Raw genomic sequence first — 25581 nt, 5'->3', positions numbered from 1 at the left:
AGGGGCAAGCCGCCCGAGTTGGGGACTGGTCAGAGGACGTCGCTGGAAGATTGGGGCCCAAGCAGGTTCGGGTGGGTGCCGCGATCACGAGGATTCCGCCGTTGGCGGATAGCGTTGTGGAAACCCCGACGCGACGCAGGCGTTATTGCCAGATAGCAACCCTGGGAGGTGGGCATGGCGAGGAAGCGCATTGGTATTCTCACGGGAGGCGGTGACGTCCCCGGCCTTAACGCGGTGATCAAGAGCGTGACTTATCGCGGCAGTGAGGACGACATGGAGGTTGTCGGTCTCCGCCGGGGCTGGGAGGCCCTCACGCACCTGAACCTCGACGACCCGTCGAGCAAGTCCCATTACATCATCCCGCTGAACCGCGAAAATACGCGCGTCATCGACCGGCGCGGCGGCACCGTGCTGCACTCGAGCCGCACCAATCCCTCCAAAATGAAGAAGTTGCCCGATCATCTCGCGGGCCGCGACTTTCCGGTTTCCCAGAGCACCAAGGGTGGCATCGCAACCACGACGTGGGACCTCACCAACGAGGTGCTCGCGAACCTCGCGGGGCTCGGTATCGATCATCTGATCGCCATCGGCGGCGACGATACTCTCAGCTACGCGGACAAGCTCAACAGGCGAGGCGTCAAGATCATTGCCATCCCGAAGACGATGGACAACGACGTTCGCAACACCGAATACTGCATCGGCTTTTCGACCGCGATCACCCGTGCCAGCGATGCCATCCAGCGCCAGCGCACCACCGTCGGCTCGCACGAGCGAATCGGCATCTTCCGCGTCTTTGGTCGCGATGCCGGCTTTACGGCGCTCTATACCGCATACGCAACCTCGATCCGATGCGCCATACCGGAGTACAAGGTCAATCTCGACAAGCTGATCCAGCTTCTCCTCGATGACAAGCACGGCAACCCAAGCAACTACGCGTTGATCGTGCTCAGCGAGGGCGCCGAGTGGGAGGGCTACAAGGTGCAGGAATTCGGCGAGCCTGACGCCTACGGTCACCGCAGGAAGGCGAGCGTGGCCGAAGCGTTCGCGGACGAGATCAAGCGGCGCACCGGCGAGGAGACCATCGTCTCTGACCTCACCTACGACCTGCGGTCAGGCGATCCGGACTTCATCGACAAGCTTGTGGCGCTGACGTTCGGCAACATGGCTTACGATGCGATCCTGGAAGGCAAAACCGGCCTCATGTCGGCGCTGGTCGAGGGCCGCTACGACCTCGTGCCGATCCCCGACGCCAAGCTCGGGCCACGCAAATTGGACGTCGCAAGCGCGTACAACACCGAGCGCTACCGTCCTCTCTATTCCAACAAGCGGGGCCTGCCGATCTTTCTCAACCGCGCTTCATAGGGCGGGTGGTAACCCCATCGGGCATGACGAGTTATTCCAGATGCGTCGATAGCCCGTATCGACACGCGGTGACGGAGGGGCCATAGTTCCGCAAGGAATTTGCGCGGGGAACCTGTCGCACCAAGCGACGTTCTTTTTCGCAAATGAGCGCGCCGTCGCCCCCGGCGCAGCGAGCGCCGAGGCGAAGGCGCTGCGCTGCGGTCGGAGGGATGCTCATGAAACTCACCATTTCGGTCATCAAGGCTGACATTGGCTCCGTTGGGGGCCACACGAAACCATCTGCGCGCATGATGGCGGCTGTCGAAGGGGAGGTCGCGAAAGCGATCGAAAACGGTCTCCTGATCGACGGGTTCGTGCGCCATACCGGCGACGATATTGCGATCGTCATGACGCACACGCGGGGCGAAGGGAGCTCCGAAGTCCACCAATTCGCCTGGAAGACGTTTCTCGCGGCCACTGCGGTCGCGAAGACCTCCGGGCTCTACGGCGCCGGCCAGGATCTTCTCGTCGACGCCCCGTCCGGAAACGTTCGCGGCGCGGGCCCGGCTGTCGCCGAGCTCAGCTTCGACCACAGCCTTTCGGGCGCGAGACCCGCGGAGTCCTTCATGGTGTTCGCCGCAGACAAGTGCGGCCCCGGCGCCTACAACCTGCCGCTCTATCTGGCTTTTGCCGATCCCATGTATTGCGCCGGGCTGATGCTGCCCCCGATGATCAAGGGCTTCCGTTTCCATATCATCGATATGGACAACACGGCCGGCGACAGCGTGATCGAACTCGATGCGCCCGCGGACGGCTATCACATTGCGGCGCTGCTTCGCGACAACGAGCGCTTCGGCATTGATCGGATCGTGTCGAAAACCTATGGCGAGGTCGCCGTCACCGTTTCGGCGCAGCGCCTTCACTCCATCGCAGGCAAGTACACCGGCAAGGATGATCCGGTCGCGGTCGTCAGGAACCAGGGCATTTTCGCGGCGCCCGAAGAAATCATCTCGCCCTTCGCCAAGGCGCACTTCGTGGGCGGTGATGCGCGCGGCTCGCATGTGATGCCGCTCATGCCGGTGCCGCTCAACACCCCGGTGACGGGGATGTACTGCCTGCCGATCGTGTCCTGCGTCGGCTTCTCGATCGACCGGGACGGGAAGTTCTCGGAGTCCTATACCGATTTCTTTGACAACCTTGCGTGGGACGAGGTCCGCCAGCGCGCGCAGCGCAAGGCGATCGAGATGCGCAGCCAGGGCTGGTCCGGCGCTGCGATGCTGCCCTATTCAGAGCTGGAATATGGCGGCTTCCGCGACACGGTATCCGGATTGCTGAAGCGCTTCCGGCTGCGCGAGGAGCCCAAGCCACAAGCGGCGGAGTAGGGCCGCGCGTACCCGGCTACACGGTTGCGGTGCCGTGCTCGCGCGCGAACGCGCCGCCGGGGATCGCTGACAGCAGGTCCTGCGTATAGGGGTGCTGCGGCTTGCCGAACACCTCGGCGGTCAGCCCTTGCTCGACCACGGCGCCATCTTTCATCACCGCGACGAGATCGCAGATCTGGGCGGCGACGCGCAGATCGTGGGTGATGAAGATGATGGAGAGGCCAAGCTGTTGCCGCAGCCCGGCGAGCAGCCTCAAGACCTGCGCCTGCACAGAGACGTCGAGCGCCGAGACCGGCTCGTCGGCCACCAGCACATCCGGCTTCAACGCGAGTGCCCGGGCGAGCCCGATGCGCTGGCGCTGGCCGCCGGAGAATTCGTGCGGGTAGCGGTCACCGGCGGACGGATCGAGGCCGACCAGCTCGAACAGCTTTCGCGCTTCCGCAATCGCGGTGGCGCGGTCGGTGCCGTGCACGATCGGTCCCTGCGCCACCAGCTCGGCCGCCTTGCGGCGCGGATTGAGCGAGGCGAAGGGATCCTGGAACACCATCTGGATGTGGCGGGTCTCGCGCCTGACATCGTCGCGGCCGAGCTTTGCCCAGTCCTTGCCGTCGAGCACGATCGACCCGGTGTCCGGATCGATCAGCCGCACGATGCAGCGCGCGAGCGTCGATTTGCCCGAACCGGATTCGCCGACGATGCCGAGCGTCGAGCCGCGCGGCAGGTGCAGCGACACGTTCTTGACGGCCTCCGTGATCCGCGCGCCGCGGCCGAGGAAGCCGCCGGTGCGGTAGGTCTTGGAGACGCCGTCGATGGTCAGGATGTCCTTGCCGGAAAGGATGCGCGGCGGCGGCGCCTTCAGCGGCGGAACGGCTGCGATCAGCTGCTTCGTGTAGGCATGCTGCGGATCGTTCAGCACCTTGTCGGCCGTGCCGTGCTCGACGATCGCGCCATGCTGCATCACCACGACGCGGTCGGCGATCTCGGCGACCACGCCGAAATCATGGGTGATGAACAGCACCGCGGTCTTCTTGCGCTGCTGCAAATCGCGGATCAGCTTCAGGATCTGTGCTTGTGTCGTCACGTCGAGCGCGGTGGTCGGCTCGTCCGCGATCAGGAGCTTGGGGTCGAGCGCGAGTGCCATCGCGATCATCGCGCGCTGGCGCTGGCCGCCGGACAGCTCGTGCGGGTAAGCTTTTGCGGCAGCCTTGGGGTCGGGGATGCGGACGTCCTCGAGCAGCGCCAGCACACGAGCATTGATCTCGGCCTTCGAGAGAGCGGTGTGGATCGCAAACATCTCGCCGATCTGGTCGCCGATCGTGCGCAGCGGATTGAGCGCGGTCATCGGCTCCTGGAAGATCATCGCGATGCCGGCGCCGCGCACATCGCGCATTTCGGCGCTATCGGCGGCGCAGAGGTCGCGGCCGTCGAACATCATCCGGCCCCGTTCGATCGTCACCTCGTTCGGCAGCAGCCGCATGATGGCGTTCGCCATCATCGATTTGCCGGAGCCGGACTCGCCGACCACGCAGAGGATCTCGTTCGACGCAATTGAAAGCGAAACGTCGGACAGCGCATGCGGCCGGTCGGCGCCCTTGGGCAGGCGCACCGTCAGGGCGTCGAGCGAAAGGACCGTGTCGCTCATCGGCTCTTCAGCCTCGGATTGAGCGCATCGTTGAGGCCCTGGCCGACCAGCGACACCGCGAGCACGGTGACGAGGATCGCAATGCCGGGGATCGCCGAGACGTACCACTGCACCCGGAGCACATCGCGGCCGAGCCCGATCAGATTGCCCCAGGAGGCGACGTTGGGATCGGACAGACGCAGGAAGGCGAGCGCGCTTTCCAGCAGGATCGCGACCGCCATCACCACGCTGGCATAGACGATGACGGGCGGCAGCGCATTGGGCAGGATTTCGCCAAGAATGAGCTGGACGTCCTTCATGCCGAGCGTCTTGCCGGCCTGCACGAATTCGCGGTTGCGCAGCGACAGGAACTCGGCGCGGGTCAGCCGCGCCGGCGCCGGCCACGACACCACGCCAACTGCAATCGTCACCGTGGTCAGGGTCGAGCCGAACACCGCGACCAGCACCAGCAGCAGCACGAAGTTCGGCAGCGTCTGGAATGCCTCGGTGATCCGCATCAAGACATTGTCGACCCAGCCGCCGTAATAGCCGGCGAAGGCGCCGACCAGGATGCCGATCAGGATCGCGATCACGGTGGCGACGCCGCCGATCAGCAGCGAGATCCGCGCGCCGTAGAAGATCTGGGCGGCGATGTCGCGGCCGGAATTGTCGGTGCCGAGCAGGAAGCGCGGATTGGAGAACGGCCAGATCAGCGGCCGGCCCGCGAGGGCAAGGGGATCGCGCGGATAGAGGAGACCCGCGCTGATTGCCATCGCGATCACGAGCAGCAGCAGGATCAGGCCGATCACCGCGGCCGGGCTGCGGAAGTAGCGCTTCACGGCATCCATCGTCAGCCCTCCGCCGCGATGCGCGGATCGAGCCGCGCGTAGAGCAGATCGACGACGAAGTTCACGGATATGACGAGCAGCGCGGACACGAAGACGATGCCGAGCAGGGTGTTGAGGTCGCGCTGCACCACCGACTCATAAGCGAGACGGCCGAGGCCGGGCAGCGAGAACACGCTCTCCACCACGACCGAGCCGCCGAGCATGGTGCCGGCCTGCAATCCGATCAGCGTCACCATCGGCAGCAGCGCGTTGCGCAGCACATGGCGGGTGATGACATGGGTCTCGTCCAGCCCCTTGGCGCGGGCGGTGCGGACGAAATCGAGGTTCAGGACCTCAAGCATCGAGGCGCGCATGATGCGCAAATAGATCGCGAGGAAGATCAGCCCGAGCGTCAGCGTCGGCAGCACCAGATGGGCCGCGATATCGAGCACGCGCCATATTCCGGTCTGGACGTTGCCGATATCCTCGAAGCCGCCCGGCGGCAGCCACTGCAGATAGACCGAGAACACCACGATCGCCATCAGCCCGAACCAGAATGAGGGCGTGGCGTAAAAGATCAGGCCGAGGGTGGAGATCATCGTGTCCGGCCAGCGGTTGACGCCACGCGCGGCGATCACGCCGAACACGAGGCCAAAGAAGAACGCGAACGACAGCGACGCCGTCATCAATAGGATGGTCGGCGGCAGCCGTTCCAGGATCACGGTCGCCACCGGCTTGCCGTAGATCGAGGAGAAGCCGAGGTCGAGCCGGACCAGGTGCCACAGATAGTTCCCGAGCTGCGCCGGAACCGAGAGGTTCAGCCCGTAGAATTTGCGCAGCGCCTCGGCGGTCGCGGCGTCGCCGCCGCCCATCTGCGCCATCAGCGCATCGACGGTGTCGCCCGGCGCGAGCTGCAGCAGCAGGAACACGCCGATCAGGATCAGGAACAGGGTCGGGATCGAGGCGGCGAGCCGCCGCCCCGCAAGGCTCAGGATACGCATATTTTATCTATAGCGTTTTCGAACGATGTGGACACCGGTTCGGGGTGGGCACCGGCCCCTTCTTACCTCGCCCCGCTTGCGGGCAGAGGTCGGATCGCATCGCCAGATGCGATCCGGGTGAGGGGGTACAGGTCTATCGATGGAGCAATATCGTGGAGCGAGCCCCTCACCCCGACCCTCTCCCCGCAAGAGCGGGGCGAGGGAGAAGAGGGCGCCACGCCTAGCGCAGATGTGGCCTCATGCGCTCAGCCAAAGATCGTGCCAGCTCGTCGAGCCCCAGCGCGGCGTGTTGGAGTGGTTGCGCGCCTTGGCCGTGATCACGGTGACGAAGATCTGCTCGATCGGCATCCAGACCGGCAGCTCGGTGTTCACCTCCTTGACGAAATCGGCATAGAGCGCCTTGCGCTTGGCCGGATCGACTTCGGTGGCGGCATCGTCGATGGTCTTGTCGACGGTCTTGTCCTCCCAGCCCCATTGGTTGGTCCACGGCGCGCCCTTGGGCTGGCCGGAGCGGTACCATACCGTGGTCGAGACCGCGGGGTCGTTGCGATACTGGTGCCAGCCGGTCGCGAGATCGAAGGCGTGCTCGTCATAGACCTGCTTGAGGAAGCCGCCGCCGTCGTTGCGTACGATGTCGACCTGGATGCCGACTTCTCCCAGCGACTGCTGGATGAAGGTCGACCACAGCGAGATGTCCTCGCCCCACGGCGCCGGCAGGAGCCTCAGCGAGAAGCGGTTGCCGCTGGAGGCTTTGAAGCCGGCCTCGTCGAGCAGCGCGATCGCCTTGGCCTTGTCATAGGGGTATTGCGGCGTGTTCGGCCCGGGATAGAAGTCGGTCGAGGTCGACGGGATCGGGCCGGTGCCGAGCTTGGCGAAATCGCCGAGGAAATTCTCGATGAAGAACGGCACGTTGATCGCGTGCGCGATGGCGCGGCGGACCCGGATGTCGGACAGCTCCTTGCGGCGGAAGTTGAACTCGATGGTGTTGGTGCGGGCGTTGCCCTCATTGCCCTTGGTCTGGACGATGAAGCGCTTGTCCTTGCCGAGCCGCGCCATGTCCGAGATCGTCAGGCCCGAGAACGGGCTGTAGTGCAGCTCGCCGGCCTCCATCTGGGCGGCCGCGGCGGCGCGGTCGGTGATCACCTTCCAGACGATGCGGTCGAGATAGGGCGCGTTCGGCCGCCAATAGTCCGGGTTGCGGTCGGCGATGATGTATTGCCCGCGCTCGTACTTGACGAATTTGAACGGACCGGTGCCGACCGGCGCCAGATTGGTCGGGTTCTGCCTGATGTCGCCGCTCTCATAGAGATGCTTGGCGGAGACATAGCCGAGGTCGGGCAGGGCGCGGAGCAACAGGTTGAGCGGCATCGGCCGCTCGTAGCGGAAGATCGCGGTCTGCGGATCGGGCGTATCGACCGATGTGAGGAACAGCTGCAGCGTCGATCCGTAGTTGAGGATCTTCTTCCACATGTTCATCGCGGTGAAGGCGACGTCCTCCGAGGTGAACGGCTTGCCGTCGTGCCAGGTGATGCCCTTGCGCAGCTTGAAGGTGACGGTCTTGCCGTCCGGCGTCGCCTCCCAGCTCTCGGCGAGCACGCCGACCGGCTGGCCGTTGGCGTCGAGGTCGACCAGGTTCTCCTGGATCTTGCCGCCGATGATGTAGACGCCGGTCGAGGCCTGGATGCTGGGGTTGAGCTGGCGCTGCTCGGCGCCGTAATGGACGTTGAACACGCCGCCCTTGCGCGGGGTTTCCTGCGCGAATGCCCGCATCGGATTGATGACATTGGCCGCAATCGCGGCCGAGGTCAGAAGGGCCGTGCGGCGGTTGATCTCGAGGCGGCTCAAATCCATACGCGGGTCTCCGGTACTTACATAAAGGCTTGCATCGGGCGGCCGGCCGATCGGTCGTGGCGCCCCTTCGCGATGTTACGATGGAATGGGAACCCGAGTCATTTTCTAATGCCTCGGCCTTTTGGAGGATCGTTTCCGAAACCTGAAGTGGCGCGCAGCGGCGCTTCGCAACCCGGATCGAGCGCCGCATTGTCGCAGTTTGGGCCGCGCGAGTTGCGTCTGGTGATTCTCTCGAAGGGACGTTTCGGGAGCGCCGAAGCCGCGCAAACCCTGTAATTTTAGGGGTCGGAAGCACCTTGACTTGAAAAAACACTGGAAAAAACCCTGATTCGGAGGCTGTCCACAGCGATATTGTGGTGGGGAGTGCAGAAAACACTGTTTTTCTCGGCGTTTTCCGCCATATCGTGCCCACTCCAGAATCAATGGAGCAACCATGGCTACCCAACTGTCGAAGTCGCAAGTGATCGAGAAGATCGCGACCACCACCGAACTCTCCAAGCGCGACGTCAAGAACGTTTTGGACTCGCTTGTCGATGTCGGCCACAAGGAGCTGAAGAAGGCCGGGGTGTTCCTCGTCCCCGGCTTCGCGAAGTTCGTTGTGGTCAAGAAGCCTGCGACCAAGGCGCGCAAGGGCACCAACCCCTTCACCGGCGAAGAGATGATGTTCAAGGCCAAGCCGGCCCGGAAGATCGTCCGCGCACGGCCGGTCAAGGCCGCCAAGGACGCGGTTTAAGATGAAAGGCCTCCGGTGACGGAGGCCTTTTGCTTTTGAGCCGTCGCTTCCTGCCGTTGGTTGCCAGCCCGCGTTTTCCAGCGAGTGGACACCGGTTCGCGTGAAGAAAACGCGCCAAAGCAGAATCTGGAGCTCCGGTCTGGTTTGAACCAGGACCGGGGCTCTAGACTACTGGCGACCGGCCACCATCGACATTGATGGCGGTGCCGGTGATGTAGGAGCCTTGCTCCGAGGCCAGGAAGCAGGCGAGGTTGGCGAACTCCTCCGCCGTGCCGATGCGGCCGAGCGGCGTGCCCTTGGCAAGGCCCTTGGCGAATTCCCCGAAATCCGTGTTCGGCGCCTGGGCAGCATGCCGCTTGACCCATTGATCGCTCATGATCAGGCCGACCAGCAGCGCGTTCACCAGGATGTTGTGCTCGCCGCCTTCATTGGCCATCACCTTGGTCAGTGCCATGCCGGCCGCGCGCGACACCGAGGTCGGCGCGGAATTGCCGGCCGGCGCCTTGGCGAAGGTGTTGAGCACGTTGATGATGCGGCCCCATCTGCGCTGCTTCATGCCCGGCCATACCAGCCGGCTGAAGCGGATCGCGGCGAACAGTTTCAGGTCGAGGTCCTCCTGCCAGGCCTCGTCGCTGATGCTCTCGAACGCCAGCGTGCGCGCCGTGCCGGCGTTGTTGACGAGAACGTCGATCTTGCCGAGATCGGCAACGATCTGGTCGTGAGCCTTGCTGATGTCGGAAGCCTTCGCGACGTCGCAGACATAATCGCGTACCACAAGGCCGTCCCTGGCGAGCGCTTCGCGCGCCGCAGCGAGGTCGGCCGCGCCGCGGGCGAGGATCGCGACCCTGGCGCCGGATTCGGCAAACCGCCGCGCCACCGCGATCCCGATGCCCTTGCTGCCGCCGGTAACCACCGCGACGCGGTCCTTCATTGATAGGTTCATTGTTGTTCTCCCTGGGGCTGGCCCGGAGAGGACGCTATCAAACCGACAGCGCGACCAACAAGGTCATGCAGAGCAGGTGTGCTGTGACAATCAGTGCGAGATGGAGCGGACCGGACATCGGAAATCTCCATGGTGGTGCGCGGCTTATTTGTCGTCAGGCGAGCACCGCCGTCTGTCGCCCTCCCCCTGAAAGGGGGAGGGCGGGGTGGGGGTTGCTCTCCACGGACGCCGGCGTCTGCGGAGGCAGGATCCCCACCCGGATTGCTGTGCAATCCGACCTCCCCTTTGCAAGGGGAGGTGAGGAAAGAGCGTGCCCGGTTCACGCGCGCCGCTAGTTCAAGCTCGCGCTCGCCGTGAAGCTGCGGTCGACAGCCTTGCCGACATCCAGCGTCTTGCCGAGGATGCCGTAGCGGGTGGCGCGATCGGAGGCGGCCTGCACCTCCTTCACCACGGCCTCGTCGATCGCGATCGGGCTCGTCTTCTGCGCGGTGTAGGCGGCGAGCAGCACGTCCTCCGGCAGTTTTGTGAGCTCGGCCGTGTTCCTGGCGTACTCGGCGAGATGGTCGAGCGACCACAGCCGCGCCTTGTTGAGCCGCTGCACCAGGTCCTGCACCGCCGCGCGCTTGGTTGCGATCGCGTTGTCGGAGGCGACGATGAAGGTGACGGTCGGCGTCAGCCCTTCGCCGTCGGCGACGACGCGCGCCTTGTCCTTCAGCGTGGCGTAGGAGATGTACGGCTCCCACACCGCCCAGGCGTCGATCGAGCCGGCGAGCAGCGCGATCTTGGCGTCGACCGGGCCGAGCGGGGCGAAGGTCGCGTCCTCGATCCTGCTGCCGGCCTTCTCCAGCGTCGCGTTGATCAGGAATTGGCCCCAGCCGCCGCGGGTGCCGGCGAGGCGCTTGCCCTTCAGATCGGCCGCCGTCTTGATCGGTGAATCCCCGCGCACCAGGATCGCCTGCGTCCGCGCATCGGAGCGCGTGCCGCCGATCGCCTTGATCGGCGCGCCCGACGCATAGACCGTGAGGAAGGACAGATCGCCGGTGTAGCCGACGTCGAGCGCGCCGGCGTTGATCGCTTCCAGGATCGGGGCTGCGGCGGGGAATTCCGACCACTCGATCTTGTAGGGCAGATCCTTGGCGAGGCCGGAAATCTCCAGCAGCGAGCGGTTGCCGCCCTTCTGGTCGCCGACGCGCAGCACGATCGCGTCGGCCGCGAGCGCCGCAGCCGATGTCGACAGCGTGATCACGGCCGTGATCAGCGCTGCCGCCGTGCTGCGGGTGAGAGAATAGGCAGGGCCCGAGCGGGTCAGTTTGCGCATATGAATTTTCTTCCTGATTCATTCGCTGCGCCGCGGAACGCGCGGCAGCGTTCGATCAAGTCTATGAGCAAGCCGTTCGCCGTCAACGAAACGGAAATCTGAATTCGCCGGCTGCGCGGCAAGGATGATCTCGTCAAGCAGGCCGCGCGTAGAAGACATCGCGCATGCGGCCGCAAAACGCCTAGATTTGATGCAGTCACGGGTGATCGCGCCGCATCTCCGTCTGGGACGATCGTGAAAATCCTTTCATCGCCGCGCGATGCGATCGTGGAGAGTTCAGCTGTGGCGCCGACAACATTCGAAATTCCATTTCATTGACGATGATCTTGTCGCGCCGCATCATTTGCATGTTGCTTTGAGTGCAATCGCGCCGGAGAAATCCGCTTTTTTCTGAACCATGTGCTTCGAACGACGGGGCGTTCAAACGGAGACGTTTTGCGCGCGGGGCGGAGCCTTGCCGAAATGCAGGAGTGAAGATGTCGACGGATAACAAGAAGACGGTGATGGATCGCCGCACATTGCTGCGTGCGGGCGCCGCCGCGGCCTTTGCCGCGCCGATCGGGGCGTATAGTGCGCAGGCCTTCGCGCCACGGGCGATCACGCCGGCGATCGACTTCTCGGAATTCCCGGTCTGCAAGACCGCATCCGATGCACCGGCTTTGACCGCCGCGCCGCGCAAGCTGAAGCTGTCCTGGAACGCCGGCGCGGTCTGCCTTGCGCCGCTGCCGGTCGCGATCGACCACGGCTTCTTCCAGAAGCAGAATCTCGACGTCGAGCTGGTCAACTATTCGGGCTCGACCGACCAGCTGCTGGAGGCGATCGCCACCGGCAAGAGCGACGCCGGTCTCGGCATGGCGCTGCGCTGGCTGAAGCCGCTGGAGCAGGGCTTTGACGTCAAGATCGCCGCCGGCACCCATGGCGGCTGCATGCGCGTCCTGACCCGCACCAATTCCGGGGTCGACAAGCTCGCCGATCTCAAGGGCAAGATCGTCGCGGTCGGCGATCTCGCAGGTCCCGACAAGAATTTCTTCTCAATCCAGCTGGCCAAGCTCGGCATCGACCCGATCAAGGACGTCGACTGGCGCGCCTATCCCGGCAATCTCCTGAACGTCGCGGTCGAGAAGGGCGAGGTGCAGGCCTTCCTGTCGTCGGACCCGCTGGCCTATCTCTGGCTGAAGGATGCGCAGTACAAGGAGGTCGCCTCCAACCTCGACGGCGAATATCGCGACAAGAGCTGCTGCATCGTCGGCCTGCGCGGCAGCCTGGTGCGCGAGGAGCCTCAAGTCGCGCGCGCCATCACCCAGGCGCTGCTCGACGCCGCGATGTTCACCTCGCAGAACCCGGACAAGGCGGCGAAGTCGTTCCAGCCCTATGCGCCGAAGGCGGCGAGCCTCGCCGATCTCGAGGCAATGGCGCGCTACCACACCCATCACCATCATCCGACCGGCGAGGTGCTCAAGCGCGAGCTGAAGGGCTACGCCGACGACCTCAAGACGGTGCAGGTGTTCAAGCAGAGCACCGACACGGCCAAATTCGCGGAGCGGATCTATGTCGACGTATTCAGCGTCTGACGCGACGGCCGCGGCCGCGCCGCGTGCGGCGGTCACGTTCTCGAACCTCTCCGGCAGTTACGGTGTCGGCCTTGCGGCGAGCCTCGTCTGGCTCGCATTCGGCCTCTCATGCCTTTATTGGCCCGATGTCGGCGACTGGTCGCGGACCGGATCGCTCGGCATCGGCGCGATCGTCATCGCCGCGTTCATCCTGTTCGGCACATTCAGCGCGGATTATCTCGGCAGCGCCGGGCAGGCGTTGCGCAAGCGCGCGTCATGGCTGGTGGCGTTCGGCGCCTTCGTGACGTTGTGGGAGGTGGCCACCGCAAAGTTCGCCTGGCTGCCGCTGCCGTTCTTCCCGCCGCCGCAGTCGATCCTCGAGGTCTATACCGACGATCTGCCGAAACTGCTCGATAGCGTGTTCGCCTCGATCAAGCTGCAGCTCGGCGGCTACATCATCGGCGCAACCGTCGGCTTTATCACCGGTGTCTCGATCGGCTGGTCGCAGAAGATCGGTTACTGGGTGCATCCGGTGCTGCGCTTCATCGGCCCGCTGCCGGCCACGGCCTGGCTGCCGATCGCTTTCTTCACCTTTCCGTCGAGCTGGAGCGCCTCGACCTTCCTGATCGCGCTTGCCACCGGCTTTCCGGTGACGGTCCTGACCTGGTCGGGCGTCGCGAGCGTCAGCAGCGCCTATTACGACGTCGCGCGCACGCTCGGCGCAAAACCGTCATTCCTGGTGCTGAAGGTCGCGATCCCTGCCGCGCTGCCGCATGTGTTCGTCGGCCTGTTCATGGGGCTCGGCTCGTCCTTCGCCGTGCTCGTCGTCGCCGAGATGATCGGCGTCAAGGCCGGGCTCGGCTGGTACCTGCAATGGGCGCAGGGTTGGGCGGCCTACGCCAACATGTATGCGGCGCTGATCGTGATGTCGCTGCTCTGCTCCGGCGCGATCACGCTCTTGTTCCGCACCCGCGACCGCCTGCTGGTCTGGCAGAAGGGCGTCGTCAAATGGTAGCGCAGTCCGCAGCTGAGGCGATCACCTATCCGGCGGTCGGCGCCGAGCTCGATATCGAAGGCGTCAGCCACGCCTTCGATATCGATGGCGCCACGCTGCCGGTGCTCGACAATGTCAACCTCGCGATCGCGCCGGGCGAGTTCGTCGCGCTGCTCGGCCCGTCCGGCTGCGGCAAGTCGACCTTGCTTCGGCTGGTCGCGGGGCTGGAGAAGCCGCGCGCAGGCACGCTGCGCGAGGATGAAGTCCGCATCGCCGGCCCGCATCCGTCGCGGGTTGTCGTGTTCCAGGATCCGACGCTGTTTCCGTGGCGCACGGTGTGGGACAATGTCGCGCTTGGCCTCGAAGCGCAGGGCATCCTGAAGGCGCAGCGTCACCGCGTCGATGACGTCATCGAGCTGGTCGGCCTGTCCTCGTTCCGCAACGCTTATCCGCACCAGCTGTCCGGCGGCATGGCGCAGCGCGTGGCGCTGGCGCGCGCGCTGGTCAACGATCCGAAGATCCTGGTGCTCGATGAGCCGCTCGGCAAGCTCGATTCGCTGACGCGGATCGCCATGCAGTCAGAACTCGTCGCGCTCTGGCAGCGCAAAGGCTTCACCACGCTGTTGGTCACCCATGACGTCGAGGAGGCGCTGGTGCTCGCCAACCGCGTCATCGTACTCTCCGATCGGCCGGCGCGGATCAAGGCGGACATCGCCGTCGCCCGGCCGTACCCGCGGCATCGCGGCGATCCTTATCTGGCCGAGCTGCGCAAGCAGATCCTCGGCCTGCTCGGACTGGAGGCGACATGGTGACATCTGCGGCGAGGGAGCTGCATCCGGCGGACGAGCCCGAGCACATCGCGCGCGTGTTGCGGCTCGCCGCCGTGTTTGCAGCGCGTGCACCGGCGCACGACCGCGACGCCAGCTTTCCGTTCGAGAATTTCGCCGATCTGTCGCGCGAAGGCCTGCTGGCGCTGACCGTGCCGGCCGCGCTCGGCGGCGGCGGAGCAGGTGCCCGCGACGCCACGCGCGTGCTCGGCATCATCGGCAAGGCCGATCCGTCGACCGCGCTGGTGCTGTCGATGCATTACATCCAGCATCTGGTGATGGCGCACAGCACGCGCTGGCCGGGCCGGCTGTCGCGCAAGCTCGCCAGGGAAACGGTCGAGGGCGTGGCGCTGATCAACGCGCTCCGCGTCGAGCCCGAACTCGGCTCGCCCGCGCGCGGCGGCCTGCCGGCGACCACGGCGCGCCGCACCGAGACCGGCTGGCGGCTGACCGGCAAGAAGATCTATTCGACCGGCGCGCCGATCCTGAAATGGTATTCGGTCTGGGCAAAGACCGATGAGCCGGAGACCCGTGTCGGCTTGTTTCTGGTTCCGGCCGGGTTGCCGGGAACGCGGATCGAGGAGAGCTGGGACCACCTTGGCCTGCGCGCCAGCGGCAGCCACACCGTGATCTTCGACGACGTGGTGTTTCCGCTGGATTACGAGATCGACGTCCGCAGGCCCGACGACTGGAAGGTTCCTGACGTGACCCAGGCGACCGTGCATGCGATCTTCGTCGCCGCGATCTACGACGGCATCGCCCGCGCGGCCCGCGACTGGCTGGTCGAATTCCTGAAGGAGCGGGTGCCCGCCAATCTCGGCGCGCCGCTCGCGACCCTGCCGCGGATGCAGGAGGTCGTCGGCGCGATCGAGGCCCGCCTTGCGGTCAATGCTCGCCTGATCGACAGCTTCGCCGCCGATTTCGATAACGGCTTCCCGCTGTCCGCGATCGAGTCTAACATCATCAAGCTGACGGTGACCAATAACGCCGCGGCAGTGGTGGAGGATGCCTTGTCGCTGACCAGCAATCACGGCCTGTCGCGCACCAATCCGCTGGAGCGGCATTACCGTGACGTGCTGTGTGGCCGCGTCCATACCCCGCAAGACGATGCCACCCGTGTCTCCGCCGGACGCTCCGCGCTGGGCGTCTGAAAACAATAGCCAACAACAACGGAGTTCCCGTCATGCCGGTCGAGTTCATCGGCTTCATCACCAACAACAATGCCTCCGAGACCATCGTCCGCTCAGGCCCGGTGCTCGATCCGCCCTATATCGAGACGGTGGCCAAGGCCCATGAGCTCGCCGGTTTCGATCGCGCGCTGCTGGCGTTCCACTCCACCACGCCGGATGCGTTGCAGGTCGCGCAGCATGTCCTGACCATCACCAAGCAGCTCAAGGTGATGATCGCGCAGCGCCCGGGCTTCACCGCGCCGACGCTGCTGGCGCGCCAGCTCGCGACGCTGGATCAGTTCTACGGCGGCCGCGTCTCGCTGCACGTCATCACCGGCGGCAACGCCATCGAGCTGCGCCAGGACGGCAACACGCTCGACGACAAGGACGAGCGCTACGCCCGCACCAGCGAATTCCTCGACGTGGTGCGGCTGGAGTGGACCAGCGAGAAGCCGTTCAACTACAGCGGCAAGTATTACAACGTCGAGAACGGCTTCTCGCAGGTGAAGCCGTTGCAGAAGGGCGGCATCTACACCTTTGTCGGCGGCGGCTCGGACGCCGCGGTCGAGGTCGCGGGCAAGCACGCCGATACTTTCGCGCTGTGGGGCGAGTCCTACGCGCAGGTGCGCGATGTCACCGCGCGGGTGCGCGCCGCCGCGGCCAGGCACGGAAGGCCGACGCCGCGCTTCAGTCTGTCGGTGCGGCCGATCCTCGCCGACACCGAAGAGAAGGCGTGGAAGAAGGCGGAACATATCCTCGAGCGCGCCACCGCGCTGCAGGACCAGACCGGCTATCGCCGTCCCAACCACGCGACCGACGGCGCCAAGCGGCTGCTGGCGCTCGCCGATCAGGGTACGCGCATCGACAAGCGGCTGTGGACCGAGATCGCCAAACTGACGGGCGCCAACAGCAATACCACCGCGCTGGTCGGCACACCCGAGCAGGTCGCCGAGGTATTCGGCGATTATTACGATCTCGGCGTCAGTCACTTCCTGATCCGCGGCTTCGATCCGCTGGTCGATGCGATCGATTATGGCCGGGCGCTGATCCCGCTGACCCGCAAGCTGATCGAAGCGCGCGACCAGCAGCGGGGGATTGCCGCCGAATGATCCGTCTCATTGTTGCGGCAGTGCTTGCGCTCGTCGCCGTCGACGCGGCCTTCGCGCAGACCACGCTGCGCGTCGGCGACCAGAAGGGCAATTCGCAGGCCGTGATGGAAGCGGCCGGTGTGCTCAAGGACGTTCCCTACAAGATCGAGTGGAAGGAGTTCGCCGCAGCCGCGCCGCTGCTGGAGGCCCTGGGCGCAGGCGCGATCGATACCGGGCTGGTCGGCGACGCGCCGTTCATCTTCGCGGCGGCCGCCAAAATTCCGGTCAAGGCGATCGCCGCGGTGCGGCAGTCGCGCGACGGGCTCGCGGTCGTGGTGCCGGAGAACTCCGCGATCAAGAGCTTCGACGATCTGCGCGGCAAGAAGATCGCAACCGGCCGCGGCTCGATCGGCCATCAGCTGATCCTGGCGGCGCTGGAATCCAGGGGTTGGCAGGCGAACGACGTGCAGATCGTGTTCCTCGCGCCGTCGGATGCCAAGGTCACCTACACGCAAGGTTCGGTCGACGCCTGGTCGACCTGGGAGCCTTATGTGAGCCAGGAAGAGGTGCTGTTCAAGTCGCGCCGCGTCATCACGGCCGACGGCATCACGCCCGGCCTCGGCTTCCAGGTCGCAACGCCCGATGCGATCAAGGACAAGCGCGTCGAGCTCGAGGATTTCGTGCGGCGGTTGGCGGCCGCACGCGCATGGTCGCAGAACAATGTCGAGGGCTACGCCGCCACCTAGGGCAGGCTGATGAACATCCCGCCCGCGGTGGCGGTGAACTGGCTGACGCGGGCCAAGATCCGCATCGCGCCGATCGACGACAGCGTGGTGGCTGACGAGCAGAAGACCATCGACCTCTACGACCGCTGGGGCCTGATCCGGCAGAAGATCAACGCCGCCGACATCGTCGACCGCTCGTTTGGTGCGGCCGCCGGGAAGGGCGCGGGACTGTAGGCAATTTGCAAGCGACACCAAACATTCAGCGTCGTCCTGGCTTTCGCCAGGACGGCGGGTGCTCGCACGATTTCGGAATATTGGGAAAATATCCCTGATTTGCCCGACGTGTCAAGCTGCCCTGTCGAAGGCCGGCAGCCGCGAGGTCCTTTGCATGGGGTTGTTTTCGATATTTTGCCGGCGCACCTGCGGCGGCCCTGCAGGCGGGAGATGTGGACCGTCTGCGCGGAAGCGATTCAGCTCCGCACTATTGCACCGCTAACGAACCCGTGATTCAAAACATCCATTCGTCCGCCGGCTGCCGCGCGGCAAGGATTTTCCCCGTTTGGCACATTCCAAAACCGCAACGTTGCTATTTTCGCCACGACCTTGCCACCCCGCCCGGCGCCGCCAAGATCAAAAGCACGAACAATCGAGTCCGGGAGATCACCATGGGCCTTCAACAAACTCGCATCGAGTCGCTGCCGTTTGTGACCGCTGAACTGAATTATCTCGCGCCGACGCCGGGCAAGCCCCGGACCTACGCCTTCGATCCGCCGCCCGGCGAACCCAAATCCACCGCGCTGCCCGAAGCCCACAACGTTCCGATCTTTGACGGGCGTTTGATCGCCGACAGCTTCTCGCTCGACCGCGAGGGCTTTGCGCTGGTCAAGCATCCGACCAGTGTGAAGGACTATTACGACGAGAACGAAGTCCGCAACGTCTACTACCCGGCCGTCGAAGCCTTCCTGAAGGCGACGCTAAAGGCGGACCGCGTCTTCATCTTCGATCACACCGTGCGCAGGCGCGTCGAGGGCGCGGCTGACATCCGCGGCGGCGGACCGCGCCAGCCGGCGACCCGCGTCCATGTCGACCAGACCGCCGTCTCCGGCCGCAACCGCGTGTTCGAGCACCTGCCCGACGAGGCTGAGCAGCTGGTGAAGGGCCGCGTCCAGGTGATCAATCTGTGGCGCCCGATCCGCGGGCCATTGCGCGATTCACCGCTTGCGATGGCCGACGGTACGACAGTGGCGCCGGAGGATCTGATCGCCTCCGACCTGATCTATCCGAACCGCAGCGGCGAGACCTATTCGGTGAAGTACAATCCGAACCATCGCTGGTTCTACATTCCCGAGATGACGCCGGACGAGGCGATCCTGCTGAAATGCTACGACTCGGCGACCGACGGCCGCACGCGGTTCGGGCCGCATACCGCGTTTGTCGATCCGACCACGCCCGCAGACGCCGCGCCGCGCGAGAGCATCGAGCTGCGCACGCTGGTGTTCCATAAGCAGTGAGGGACGCAGTCCCCACAAACTCGTCATGCCCGGGCTCGTCCCGGGCATCCACGTCTTCGGTTCTGCGTGAAGATAGACGTGGATGGCCGGGACAAGCCCGGCCATGACGGCGTCGAGGCAGCAGCATTGCCTCCAAAGTTGGCACCATCCGCCCAATAATGTTACGCCCGTCGCCAAACCGCTCGGGGAAGAGGCGATTCGTGGACGGCGTGGTGACGAAGGAAGAGGCGGGGATCGGGTTCCGCGCCCTGGTGCTTGCACTTCTGGCATTGGCCTCCGGCCACATGCTGTCGACGCTGCTGCGGACCATCCCGGCGATCAGTCTCGATCTGATGGCGTCGGATTTCGGCACCTCGCCGCAGGCGCTCGCGAGCCTCACCTCGATCTATCATTTCTCCTTTGCCGCCTCGCAAATCCCGGTCGGCGCCGCGATGGATCGTTTCGGCGTGCGGCCGGTGTCGCTGAGCCTGCTCGCCGGTACCGTTATCGGAACGCTGGTCTCGGCGCTGGCGACGGGGCCTGCGAGCTTTGTGCTCGGCCAGCTCATGCTCGGCGTCGCCACTTCGGGCATGCTGATGTGCCCGATGACGCTCGCGGCGAAACAGATGTCGGCGACGAAGTTCGGCCTGTGGTCCGGCCTGATCCTCTCGATCGGCAATATCGGCATGCTGCTGTCGGCAAGCCCGCTGGCCTTCGTGGTCGATCAGTTCGGCTGGCGCGCCGGTTTCTGGGTTTCGGCCGGCTTCGGCATTGTCGTGCTGATCGCGGTGTTCGCGCTGGTGCCGCGGCAGCCGGCGGCGCATGCGGATGATTCCTCGCCGCTGCACCAGATGGCCGAGGTACTGCGGCTCGGCATGTCGCGCGGCCTGCGCGGCCTGATCGCGCTGTCGCTGGTGTCGCTCGGCGCGTCGCTGACCTTGCGCGGCTTGTGGGGCGGCCCGTGGCTGATGGACGAGAAAGGGCTGAGCCGGATCGAGGCCGGCAATGTGCTCGGCCTGTTCACGCTGGCGATGATCGTCGGCCCGGCCTGCATCGGCGCTTTCGATCGCAAGTTCGGGCACCGCCGTGCCATGGTGGCGGTGACGCATGCCATCGCCGCGCTGCTGCTCGTCTTGATGGCGGCCGGTGCACCGCATTTCCCGGTCTCGAACCTCTTCGGCGTTGCCGTGATGCCGACGCAATATGACCTGGTGCTGTTGATCCTGATCGGGCTTGCGACGTCGGCGCAGCCGCTGATCTACGGCATGACGCGGCAGCTTGTCGCCGCACAGAACACCGGCAAGGCGCTGTCCTCGGTCAATCTCGCGTTCTTCCTTGGCGCAGCGCTGCTGCAATCGAGCACCGCCGGCGTCGCGGCGCTGTTCGGGCTGCCCGCGGTGCTGCTGTTCATCGCCGGCGCTCTGGTGATCGGGACCGTGCTGTTCCTGGTCTACACCAGGCCCTAAAGCGCGATGAGATTGGGTTGAATCGTCATCGCGCCTTGGCTCTTTTGAGCATGATCTTTTCGGAAAACCGCTTCGCACTTTTCCGGATCATGCTTTAGCGCGCCGTTCCGATCAGATCGTCTGCGCCTGCTTGCGAATCTCGTTGGCGAGCGGCCGCAGGGAATCCACTCCGCGTGGCCCCACCAGGGAGTAGCCGGTACCGCCGTCAGCCCACGAGAAGCCCGCGACGTCGCCACCCGAATGCGCGGCCATCGGCGCGTTCTGGTCTGACGTCATCGGGCGGGTGAGAACCACAAGCCGCTCGCCGCGATCGTCGTCGTACATGAACATGGCCGCAGGACCATGTGCGGTCGGCACCACCCGTCCGCCCATCAAACGATATCCCGACTTGGTGAGATCCGGCAGCTTCACCGGTTGATGCAACCGGTTGGAGACCCATTGCACAAGCTCGGTGCTGTCACGCAGCTCCACCGGCCTAGTGTGATCGGAGGCGTACACCTTGTAGGAATCGCTTGCCTCCTCGGCGAGCGCTGCGAGCCCGCCCGCCGGCGCAAGCGTTGCGCCACGGATCATCCATCCGCCAAGGCCGCCGATCGAGAGCATCAGCATCGCTGCGATGGCCCAGCGCAACGACGAAGGGCGGCGGCGTGGGCTCTCGATCATCCTGGCGAGGTTGAGCCGCGGCGGCAGCGGCTCCTCGGCGATCGGCAGCAGCGCCGATCGCAAAAGGTTACGCTCATCGGAGTAGGCGGTGATGCGCTTGGCCACGTCCGGATGCTTGTCCAGATAGGCTCGGACCTCGGCCTCGCGTTCCGGCTCGAGCGCGCGATCGACATAGGCGTGCAGGTCGTCTTCTGTAATGGGTCGGTTGCTCATGTCTTGTTCCGCAATTGCACGATATTATGATCCAGGTCGCCAGGAGTTCCCTCCAGTTCGTGATGCAACCGCTCGCGGGCGCGCGCGAGGCGGGACATCACCGTGCCAACAGGCACACCGAGCACCTTCGCGGCATCGGCGTAGGACAAATCCTCAACGCCGACGAGCAGCAGCACCGCACGCTGGTCATGCGGAAGCCTGGCGAGCTTCGCCATGACATCGCGATACATTACCTTGTGCTCCTGCGCCGCTTCCTGGCCGAATGCATCCTCGTTGGTTTCGTCGATCGCGACATGAACGCCGCGCACCGTTGCGCGGCGAAACTGGTTGATGGCGAGATTATGCAGGATCGCGAACAGCCACGGGCGCGGATTGTCCGACCGCCGCTGCTCCCAGTGAATGACGGCGCGTTCCAGGCAATCCTGCACCAGGTCGTCGGCCGCGGCGTGATCGCGGACCAGGGCCCGCGCATACCGCCGCAAGGCGGGTATCAGCGGCTCGACCAGGTGCAGCATGTCGCTCATGGCGCTTGGACCTGGACGACCGCGCCGAGTTTCGCCGGCTCGCCGGCTGCGATGACGAGGTAGCGTCGCTCCGCCCTGGCCGCGCTCTGCACGATCTGCCGGATCGGACCGGCCGCGTTGACGATCGCGGAGCCGGCCGGATTGGTCATGAAGGCTGCCAGCGGCTCCACCATGCCGCCACCGTCAGCGTGTTCGGCCAATCCCAGCACGTAGCGCTGCTTCGGCTCGAGCCCGGTCACGGAAGCCTGCAGCACCTGGATCAGCCCTTGATCGAACAGCGATACGCTGGTCGGCGGCTTCTCGTCCTTGGCTTGCTTTTTCGGTGCGAGCGCGAGGTGAGCGGCCTGGCCGGCGACGCCGAGGGCTTGCAGGTTCTGGCGATCTTCCGGATTTGGCGCGGCGTTCGGCACATAGACGATCGCCTGCGGCGCCTGGCCGATCGGGATGTTGGCGATCACCTTGTTGGTCGCGGTGTCGATCGCGGCCAGCGCGTCGGCATTTTCGAGACCGACATAGACCCGCGTGCCGTCGCCGGACGGCCAGACGCCGTGCGGCAGATTGCCGACGGGAATGGTCGCGACTTGCGAGAAGTCGTCGGTTCGAAACACCTTGACCTCATTGGTGCCGCCGATCGTGACATAGGCGAGCGTGCCCTTAGGCGTCTTCGCGAAATTGACGTGGTTGGTGATCGGGCCGCTGTCGATGGTCTTGATCAGGTCGAACGGCGGCTTGGCGTTGAACACCTGCGTCCTGCCGACATCCTTCAGCGTGAACCAGACCTGGTCGCCGTCGGGTGAGGCCGCGATGTTCGGGCAGAACGGGCTTTCCTGCTTCACCTTGGCGACGATCTGATGGTCTGCGACCGAGACCACGTCAGTCTCCGGGTTGAACGACGAACAGATGTAGCCGTACTTGCCGTCGGGCGAGAATATCTGCATGCCGGGTCCCGCAGGCACCTCGATGCGCGTTGTTTCCTTGAAGCTCTGCGCGTCGATGACCGAGATGTAATTCTCGCCGCGCACCGTGACCCATACTTCCTTGCCGTCGGGCGTGAAGAACGCCTCGTGCGGTGACCGCCCGATATAGGTGACGTGCTTGACCGCGTTGGTTGCCGTGTCGATGAAGCTCACCGAGTTCGAACCGATCGAGACCACTGCGAGCATGTGATGGTCGGGCGAATAGCCCATGCCGTGGACCAGCACCTGGCCCTTGTAGAGCGGGCTGAAATTGCCCGGCTGCGGGTCGCCGAGCCGGATCACGCCGAGCAGCTTGTTGTCGGCCGGGTCGGTGACCGACACCGTGTTGGAGAACTGCTCGGCGGCGTAGACGCGATCGTGATGGCTGACCGGAATGTCGGGCGAGGACGCAGCGCCCGGCGCCTGTCCGGCGAAAGCAGGGCTCGACATCGCCAGCGCGGTCGTGGCCAGCAGGCTCTTGAGGATTTGACGGTTCATCGTTTGAGGCTCCTAGTTCTTCATTCCGTGGGACATGTTCATATGATCGTGAGCAGCGGGCGCCGGGCTCTGCTGCGTCGGGGCGGGCGCGGATGCCGTAACCGGGTCTCCGATCGCGAGCTTCATGGCGTCGATCTCCTGCTGCTGCTCGACGATGATTTCCTGCGCGATCCGGCGCAGCTGCTCGTTCTTGCCGTAGCGGAGCTCGATCACCGCCATGTCGATCGCGCCCTGGTGATGTGGCGTCATCATCGCGACGAAGTCGCGGTCGATGTCGCCGCTCGGCTTGGCCGCCATGTCGTTCATCATCTTGGTCATCGCGGTATCGTTTTCAGCAAGGAAGGCGCTCTCTTCGGCCGTCTGCCCGGTCTGGACCGGATGATGGTCGTCATGCGCAAAAGCAGCCGCCGCAGCTGCAAAAGCGAGCAGGGCGGCGCCGGCGCGCGGCGCGAGGCCGGACTTAAGGAATCGAGGAAGCATTTGCGTTCACCCTGGGAGTTGTCGGGGAGGCCCGAGCGGTTACGGGCTTGGGCCGGCTTGCATGGGTGGGACGCAGCAGCGTGAGTTCTATTCCGTCGTTAGGCAGATTCTTGTCGATCACGACTTGCTGATCGCCGGAATGATCCGTTTCGGCCGGGCCAGCCGATTTGCGATCCGCAAGCCACTGGCTATAAGAAGGAATTCCGGTTTCGATCGACCGGTTCCACCATCCTCCCTGCGCAAGTCGCTCGCGCCAAGAAGGCCAAGATGTCCGCCAAGATCGATCCGATCACCCGCTCCGTCGTCCAGCACCGCCTGTCGTCGATCGTGAAGGAGATGGGCGAAGCCATGCTTCGCACCTCGTATTCGCAGATCCTCAATTCCAGCCGTGATTTTTCGCTGGCGATCTGCGACACCAACGGGCGGCTGATCGCACAGGCCGACCACATTCCGGTTCACGTCGGCGCCTTGCCCTGGGCGACGCTGGCGGTCGAGGAGCGCTTCAAGGATGTCGCGCCCGGCGACGTCATCCTGCTCAACGATCCCTATCAGGGCGGTAGCCATCTGCCTGACCTGACCGCGTTCGTGCCGGTATTCGATGGCGGGAAAAGGCTGCTCTGGACCATCGTACGCGCGCATCAGAGCGACATCGGCGGCGCCACTCACGGCGCCTACAATCCAGCCGCCACCGAGATCTATCAGGAAGGCATTCGCATTCCGCCGATCAAGCTCTACGAGGCCGGCAAGCCGCGCGAGGATCTGCTCGACCTGTTGGCGCTCAACATCCGCAACCCCAGGGAATTCCGCGGCGACCTCGCGGCGATGCTCGGGGCCCGCGCATCTCGGCGAGCGCCGCGTCTCGAAACTGTTCAGCGAGTTCGGCGCGGAGACGGTCGAAGCCGCGATCGAGGCGATTTTGGACGCGACCGAGCGGCAGACCCGCGCCGTGGTGTCGACCTGGAAGGACGGCGTGTTCTACGGCGAAGCCCTGCTCGACGATGACGGCCACGGCCGCACTGACATCAGGATCGCCGCCAAGGTGACCAAGAAGGGCAGCGACATCGAGGTCGATCTCACCGGCTCCGATCCGCAGTCGACCAGTTTCGTCAATTCCTCGCACGCCAACATGCAGGCGGCGGTGGCGATGGCCTTTGCCTATCTGATCGACGCCGATATCCCCAAGAACACCGGCGCGCTGCGGCCGCTGAAGGTGGTGGCGAAGCAGGGCACGATTGTCTGGGCCGATCCCGGCCTTCCGGTCACCTTGTGCACCAGCCATCCATCCAACGAGATCGTCGAAGCCATCATCAAGGCGATGTCGGCGTCCTGTCCGGATCGCGTGATGGGCGGCTGGGGGCGCCGCTTCCGCATTGCGATCCAGGGCGAGGATCCGCGCAACGGACGCAATTTCATCTGGCACATGTTCCAGGCCCGGCCCGGCGGCGGCGCATCGCCGGGCGGCGACGGCTATTCCTCGATCGGCGAGTGGCACTCGGTCGGCGGTCTCAAATTCGGCAGCATCGAGGTAGCCGAAGTGCGCTTTCCCCTGCATTTCCGCCAGCACGAATTCCGGCCGGACTCCGGCGGCGACGGCCAGCATCGCGGCGGCCTTGGCGTCGCACTTGACATGGTGCTGGAGACGCAGAAGCCGGCCAAGGGCAACACCGCCGGCGACGGCGCGCGCCATGGTCCCTGCGGCATGCTCGGCGGCAAAGACGGCGAGCCGCATCACTATCGCCTCTTGTCGGAAGGACGCGAGCCGCGCGTCTTGAAGACCAAAGAGGTCGGCATCGAGCTTCGTCCGGGCGACTGCCTCGAGATCCGGTCCTCCGGCGGCGGCGGCTGGGGTCCACCCGAGAAGCGCTCGGCGGAAGCGCGGGCGCGCGATCTTGCGCAAGGTTTGGTTTCGAAAGCGGTGTAG

The 25581-nt window shown here is 65.0% G+C and carries 21 protein-coding genes and 2 pseudogenes; 13 read left to right on the top strand and 10 right to left on the bottom strand.

Annotated features, from left to right (window positions below; genetic code table 11):
* Positions 1–174 precede the first annotated feature (174 nt).
* A complete protein-coding gene (locus ACVIYL_RS41600) occupies positions 175–1362 on the top strand; it encodes a 6-phosphofructokinase (RefSeq protein WP_456781337.1) in 1188 nt (395 codons plus the stop codon).
* A gap of 143 nt (positions 1363–1505) precedes the next feature.
* Positions 1506–2723, top strand: coding sequence for a fructose 1,6-bisphosphatase (locus ACVIYL_RS41595; protein ID WP_456781336.1), 1218 nt, complete (start codon positions 1506–1508; stop codon positions 2721–2723).
* Between the two features lie 16 nt (positions 2724–2739).
* Here the strand turns inward: ACVIYL_RS41595 and ACVIYL_RS41590 are convergent, their stop codons facing one another.
* From ACVIYL_RS41590 to ACVIYL_RS41575, 4 genes are all read right to left on the bottom strand, one after another.
* Positions 2740–4365 carry an ABC transporter ATP-binding protein gene (locus ACVIYL_RS41590; RefSeq protein ID WP_456781335.1) on the bottom strand — a complete coding sequence of 542 codons (1626 nt, stop codon included), beginning with the start codon at positions 4363–4365 and terminating at the stop codon, positions 2740–2742.
* Complete coding sequence (locus ACVIYL_RS41585) at positions 4362–5192, bottom strand: ABC transporter permease (protein WP_016843116.1); 831 nt, start codon at positions 5190–5192, stop codon at positions 4362–4364. Before ACVIYL_RS41585 ends, ACVIYL_RS41590 begins: the two co-directional genes overlap by 4 nt.
* A 2-nt stretch (positions 5193–5194) precedes the next feature.
* Complete coding sequence (locus ACVIYL_RS41580; protein WP_038383993.1) at positions 5195–6172, bottom strand: ABC transporter permease; 978 nt, start codon at positions 6170–6172, stop codon at positions 5195–5197.
* A 237-nt stretch (positions 6173–6409) separates the two neighbouring features.
* A complete protein-coding gene (locus tag ACVIYL_RS41575) occupies positions 6410–8023 on the bottom strand; it encodes an ABC transporter substrate-binding protein (RefSeq protein WP_456781334.1) in 1614 nt (537 codons plus the stop codon).
* 433 nt (positions 8024–8456) lie between these two features.
* Here ACVIYL_RS41575 and ACVIYL_RS41570 point away from each other — a divergent pair, with 433 nt between their 5' ends.
* A complete protein-coding gene (locus ACVIYL_RS41570) occupies positions 8457–8756 on the top strand; it encodes an HU family DNA-binding protein (protein ID WP_021077434.1) in 300 nt (99 codons plus the stop codon).
* A 163-nt stretch (positions 8757–8919) separates the two neighbouring features.
* Here the strand turns inward: ACVIYL_RS41570 and ACVIYL_RS41565 are convergent, their stop codons facing one another.
* Together ACVIYL_RS41565 and ACVIYL_RS41560 are read right to left on the bottom strand one after the other, a co-directional pair.
* The gene (locus tag ACVIYL_RS41565) at positions 8920–9699 is read right to left on the bottom strand and encodes an SDR family oxidoreductase (protein ID WP_310881804.1); all 780 of its coding nucleotides are present in this window, start codon (positions 9697–9699) and stop codon (positions 8920–8922) included.
* Between the two features lie 331 nt (positions 9700–10030).
* Positions 10031–11017 carry an ABC transporter substrate-binding protein gene (locus tag ACVIYL_RS41560; protein WP_456781333.1) on the bottom strand — a complete coding sequence of 329 codons (987 nt, stop codon included), beginning with the start codon at positions 11015–11017 and terminating at the stop codon, positions 10031–10033.
* A 476-nt stretch (positions 11018–11493) separates the two neighbouring features.
* Between ACVIYL_RS41560 and ACVIYL_RS41555 the strand changes: the two genes are divergently transcribed.
* From ACVIYL_RS41555 to ACVIYL_RS41520, 8 genes and pseudogenes are all read left to right on the top strand, one after another.
* Positions 11494–12588, top strand: coding sequence for an ABC transporter substrate-binding protein (locus tag ACVIYL_RS41555; RefSeq protein ID WP_456781332.1), 1095 nt, complete (start codon positions 11494–11496; stop codon positions 12586–12588).
* A complete protein-coding gene (locus ACVIYL_RS41550) occupies positions 12566–13582 on the top strand; it encodes an ABC transporter permease (protein WP_456781331.1) in 1017 nt (338 codons plus the stop codon). The genes ACVIYL_RS41555 and ACVIYL_RS41550 overlap by 23 nt, the downstream gene beginning before the upstream one ends.
* Positions 13576–14373: an ABC transporter ATP-binding protein gene (locus ACVIYL_RS41545; protein ID WP_229193070.1), complete on the top strand. Its 798-nt coding sequence runs from the start codon at positions 13576–13578 to the stop codon at positions 14371–14373. The genes ACVIYL_RS41550 and ACVIYL_RS41545 overlap by 7 nt, the downstream gene beginning before the upstream one ends.
* The gene (locus ACVIYL_RS41540; protein WP_456781330.1) at positions 14367–15539 is read left to right on the top strand and encodes an acyl-CoA dehydrogenase family protein; all 1173 of its coding nucleotides are present in this window, start codon (positions 14367–14369) and stop codon (positions 15537–15539) included. Before ACVIYL_RS41545 ends, ACVIYL_RS41540 begins: the two co-directional genes overlap by 7 nt.
* Positions 15540–15571: 32 nt before the next feature.
* Positions 15572–16666 (top strand): LLM class flavin-dependent oxidoreductase, encoded by a 1095-nt coding sequence (locus tag ACVIYL_RS41535; protein ID WP_106328824.1) that lies wholly within the window; start codon positions 15572–15574, stop codon positions 16664–16666.
* Positions 16663–17604, top strand: a pseudogene (locus tag ACVIYL_RS41530) (ABC transporter substrate-binding protein). The gene ACVIYL_RS41535 and the pseudogene ACVIYL_RS41530 overlap by 4 nt, the downstream one beginning before the upstream one ends.
* 431 nt (positions 17605–18035) lie before the next feature.
* Positions 18036–18881 (top strand): CmcJ/NvfI family oxidoreductase, encoded by an 846-nt coding sequence (locus tag ACVIYL_RS41525; RefSeq protein WP_456781329.1) that lies wholly within the window; start codon positions 18036–18038, stop codon positions 18879–18881.
* 209 nt (positions 18882–19090) lie between these two features.
* Positions 19091–20326 carry an MFS transporter gene (locus ACVIYL_RS41520; protein WP_456781951.1) on the top strand — a complete coding sequence of 412 codons (1236 nt, stop codon included), beginning with the start codon at positions 19091–19093 and terminating at the stop codon, positions 20324–20326.
* A gap of 111 nt (positions 20327–20437) precedes the next feature.
* On the opposite strand, the gene ACVIYL_RS41515 is transcribed toward ACVIYL_RS41520, so the two are convergent.
* The 4 genes from ACVIYL_RS41515 to ACVIYL_RS41500 are packed head-to-tail and all read right to left on the bottom strand — an operon-like array spanning position 20438 to position 23660.
* The gene (locus ACVIYL_RS41515) at positions 20438–21202 is read right to left on the bottom strand and encodes an anti-sigma factor family protein (protein ID WP_456781328.1); all 765 of its coding nucleotides are present in this window, start codon (positions 21200–21202) and stop codon (positions 20438–20440) included.
* Positions 21199–21726: an RNA polymerase sigma factor gene (locus tag ACVIYL_RS41510; RefSeq protein WP_076824317.1), complete on the bottom strand. Its 528-nt coding sequence runs from the start codon at positions 21724–21726 to the stop codon at positions 21199–21201. Before ACVIYL_RS41510 ends, ACVIYL_RS41515 begins: the two co-directional genes overlap by 4 nt.
* Positions 21723–23180 carry a YncE family protein gene (locus ACVIYL_RS41505; protein ID WP_456781327.1) on the bottom strand — a complete coding sequence of 486 codons (1458 nt, stop codon included), beginning with the start codon at positions 23178–23180 and terminating at the stop codon, positions 21723–21725. Before ACVIYL_RS41505 ends, ACVIYL_RS41510 begins: the two co-directional genes overlap by 4 nt.
* A gap of 12 nt (positions 23181–23192) precedes the next feature.
* The gene (locus ACVIYL_RS41500) at positions 23193–23660 is read right to left on the bottom strand and encodes a DUF305 domain-containing protein (protein WP_253602993.1); all 468 of its coding nucleotides are present in this window, start codon (positions 23658–23660) and stop codon (positions 23193–23195) included.
* 267 nt (positions 23661–23927) lie between these two features.
* On the opposite strand from ACVIYL_RS41500, the pseudogene ACVIYL_RS41495 reads away from it, so the two are divergent.
* Both ACVIYL_RS41495 and ACVIYL_RS41490 read left to right on the top strand, forming a co-directional pair.
* Positions 23928–24437 (top strand): annotated as a pseudogene (locus ACVIYL_RS41495) (hydantoinase B/oxoprolinase family protein); the annotation flags it as partial.
* Positions 24337–25581: a hydantoinase B/oxoprolinase family protein gene (locus tag ACVIYL_RS41490; RefSeq protein ID WP_456781950.1), complete on the top strand. Its 1245-nt coding sequence runs from the start codon at positions 24337–24339 to the stop codon at positions 25579–25581. The pseudogene ACVIYL_RS41495 and the gene ACVIYL_RS41490, both read left to right, overlap by 101 nt.

Source organism: Bradyrhizobium sp. USDA 3315 (assembly GCF_054056795.1).
The sequence above is the reverse complement of the archived record's forward strand: the minus strand, read 5'-3'. Positions and strand labels throughout refer to the sequence as shown.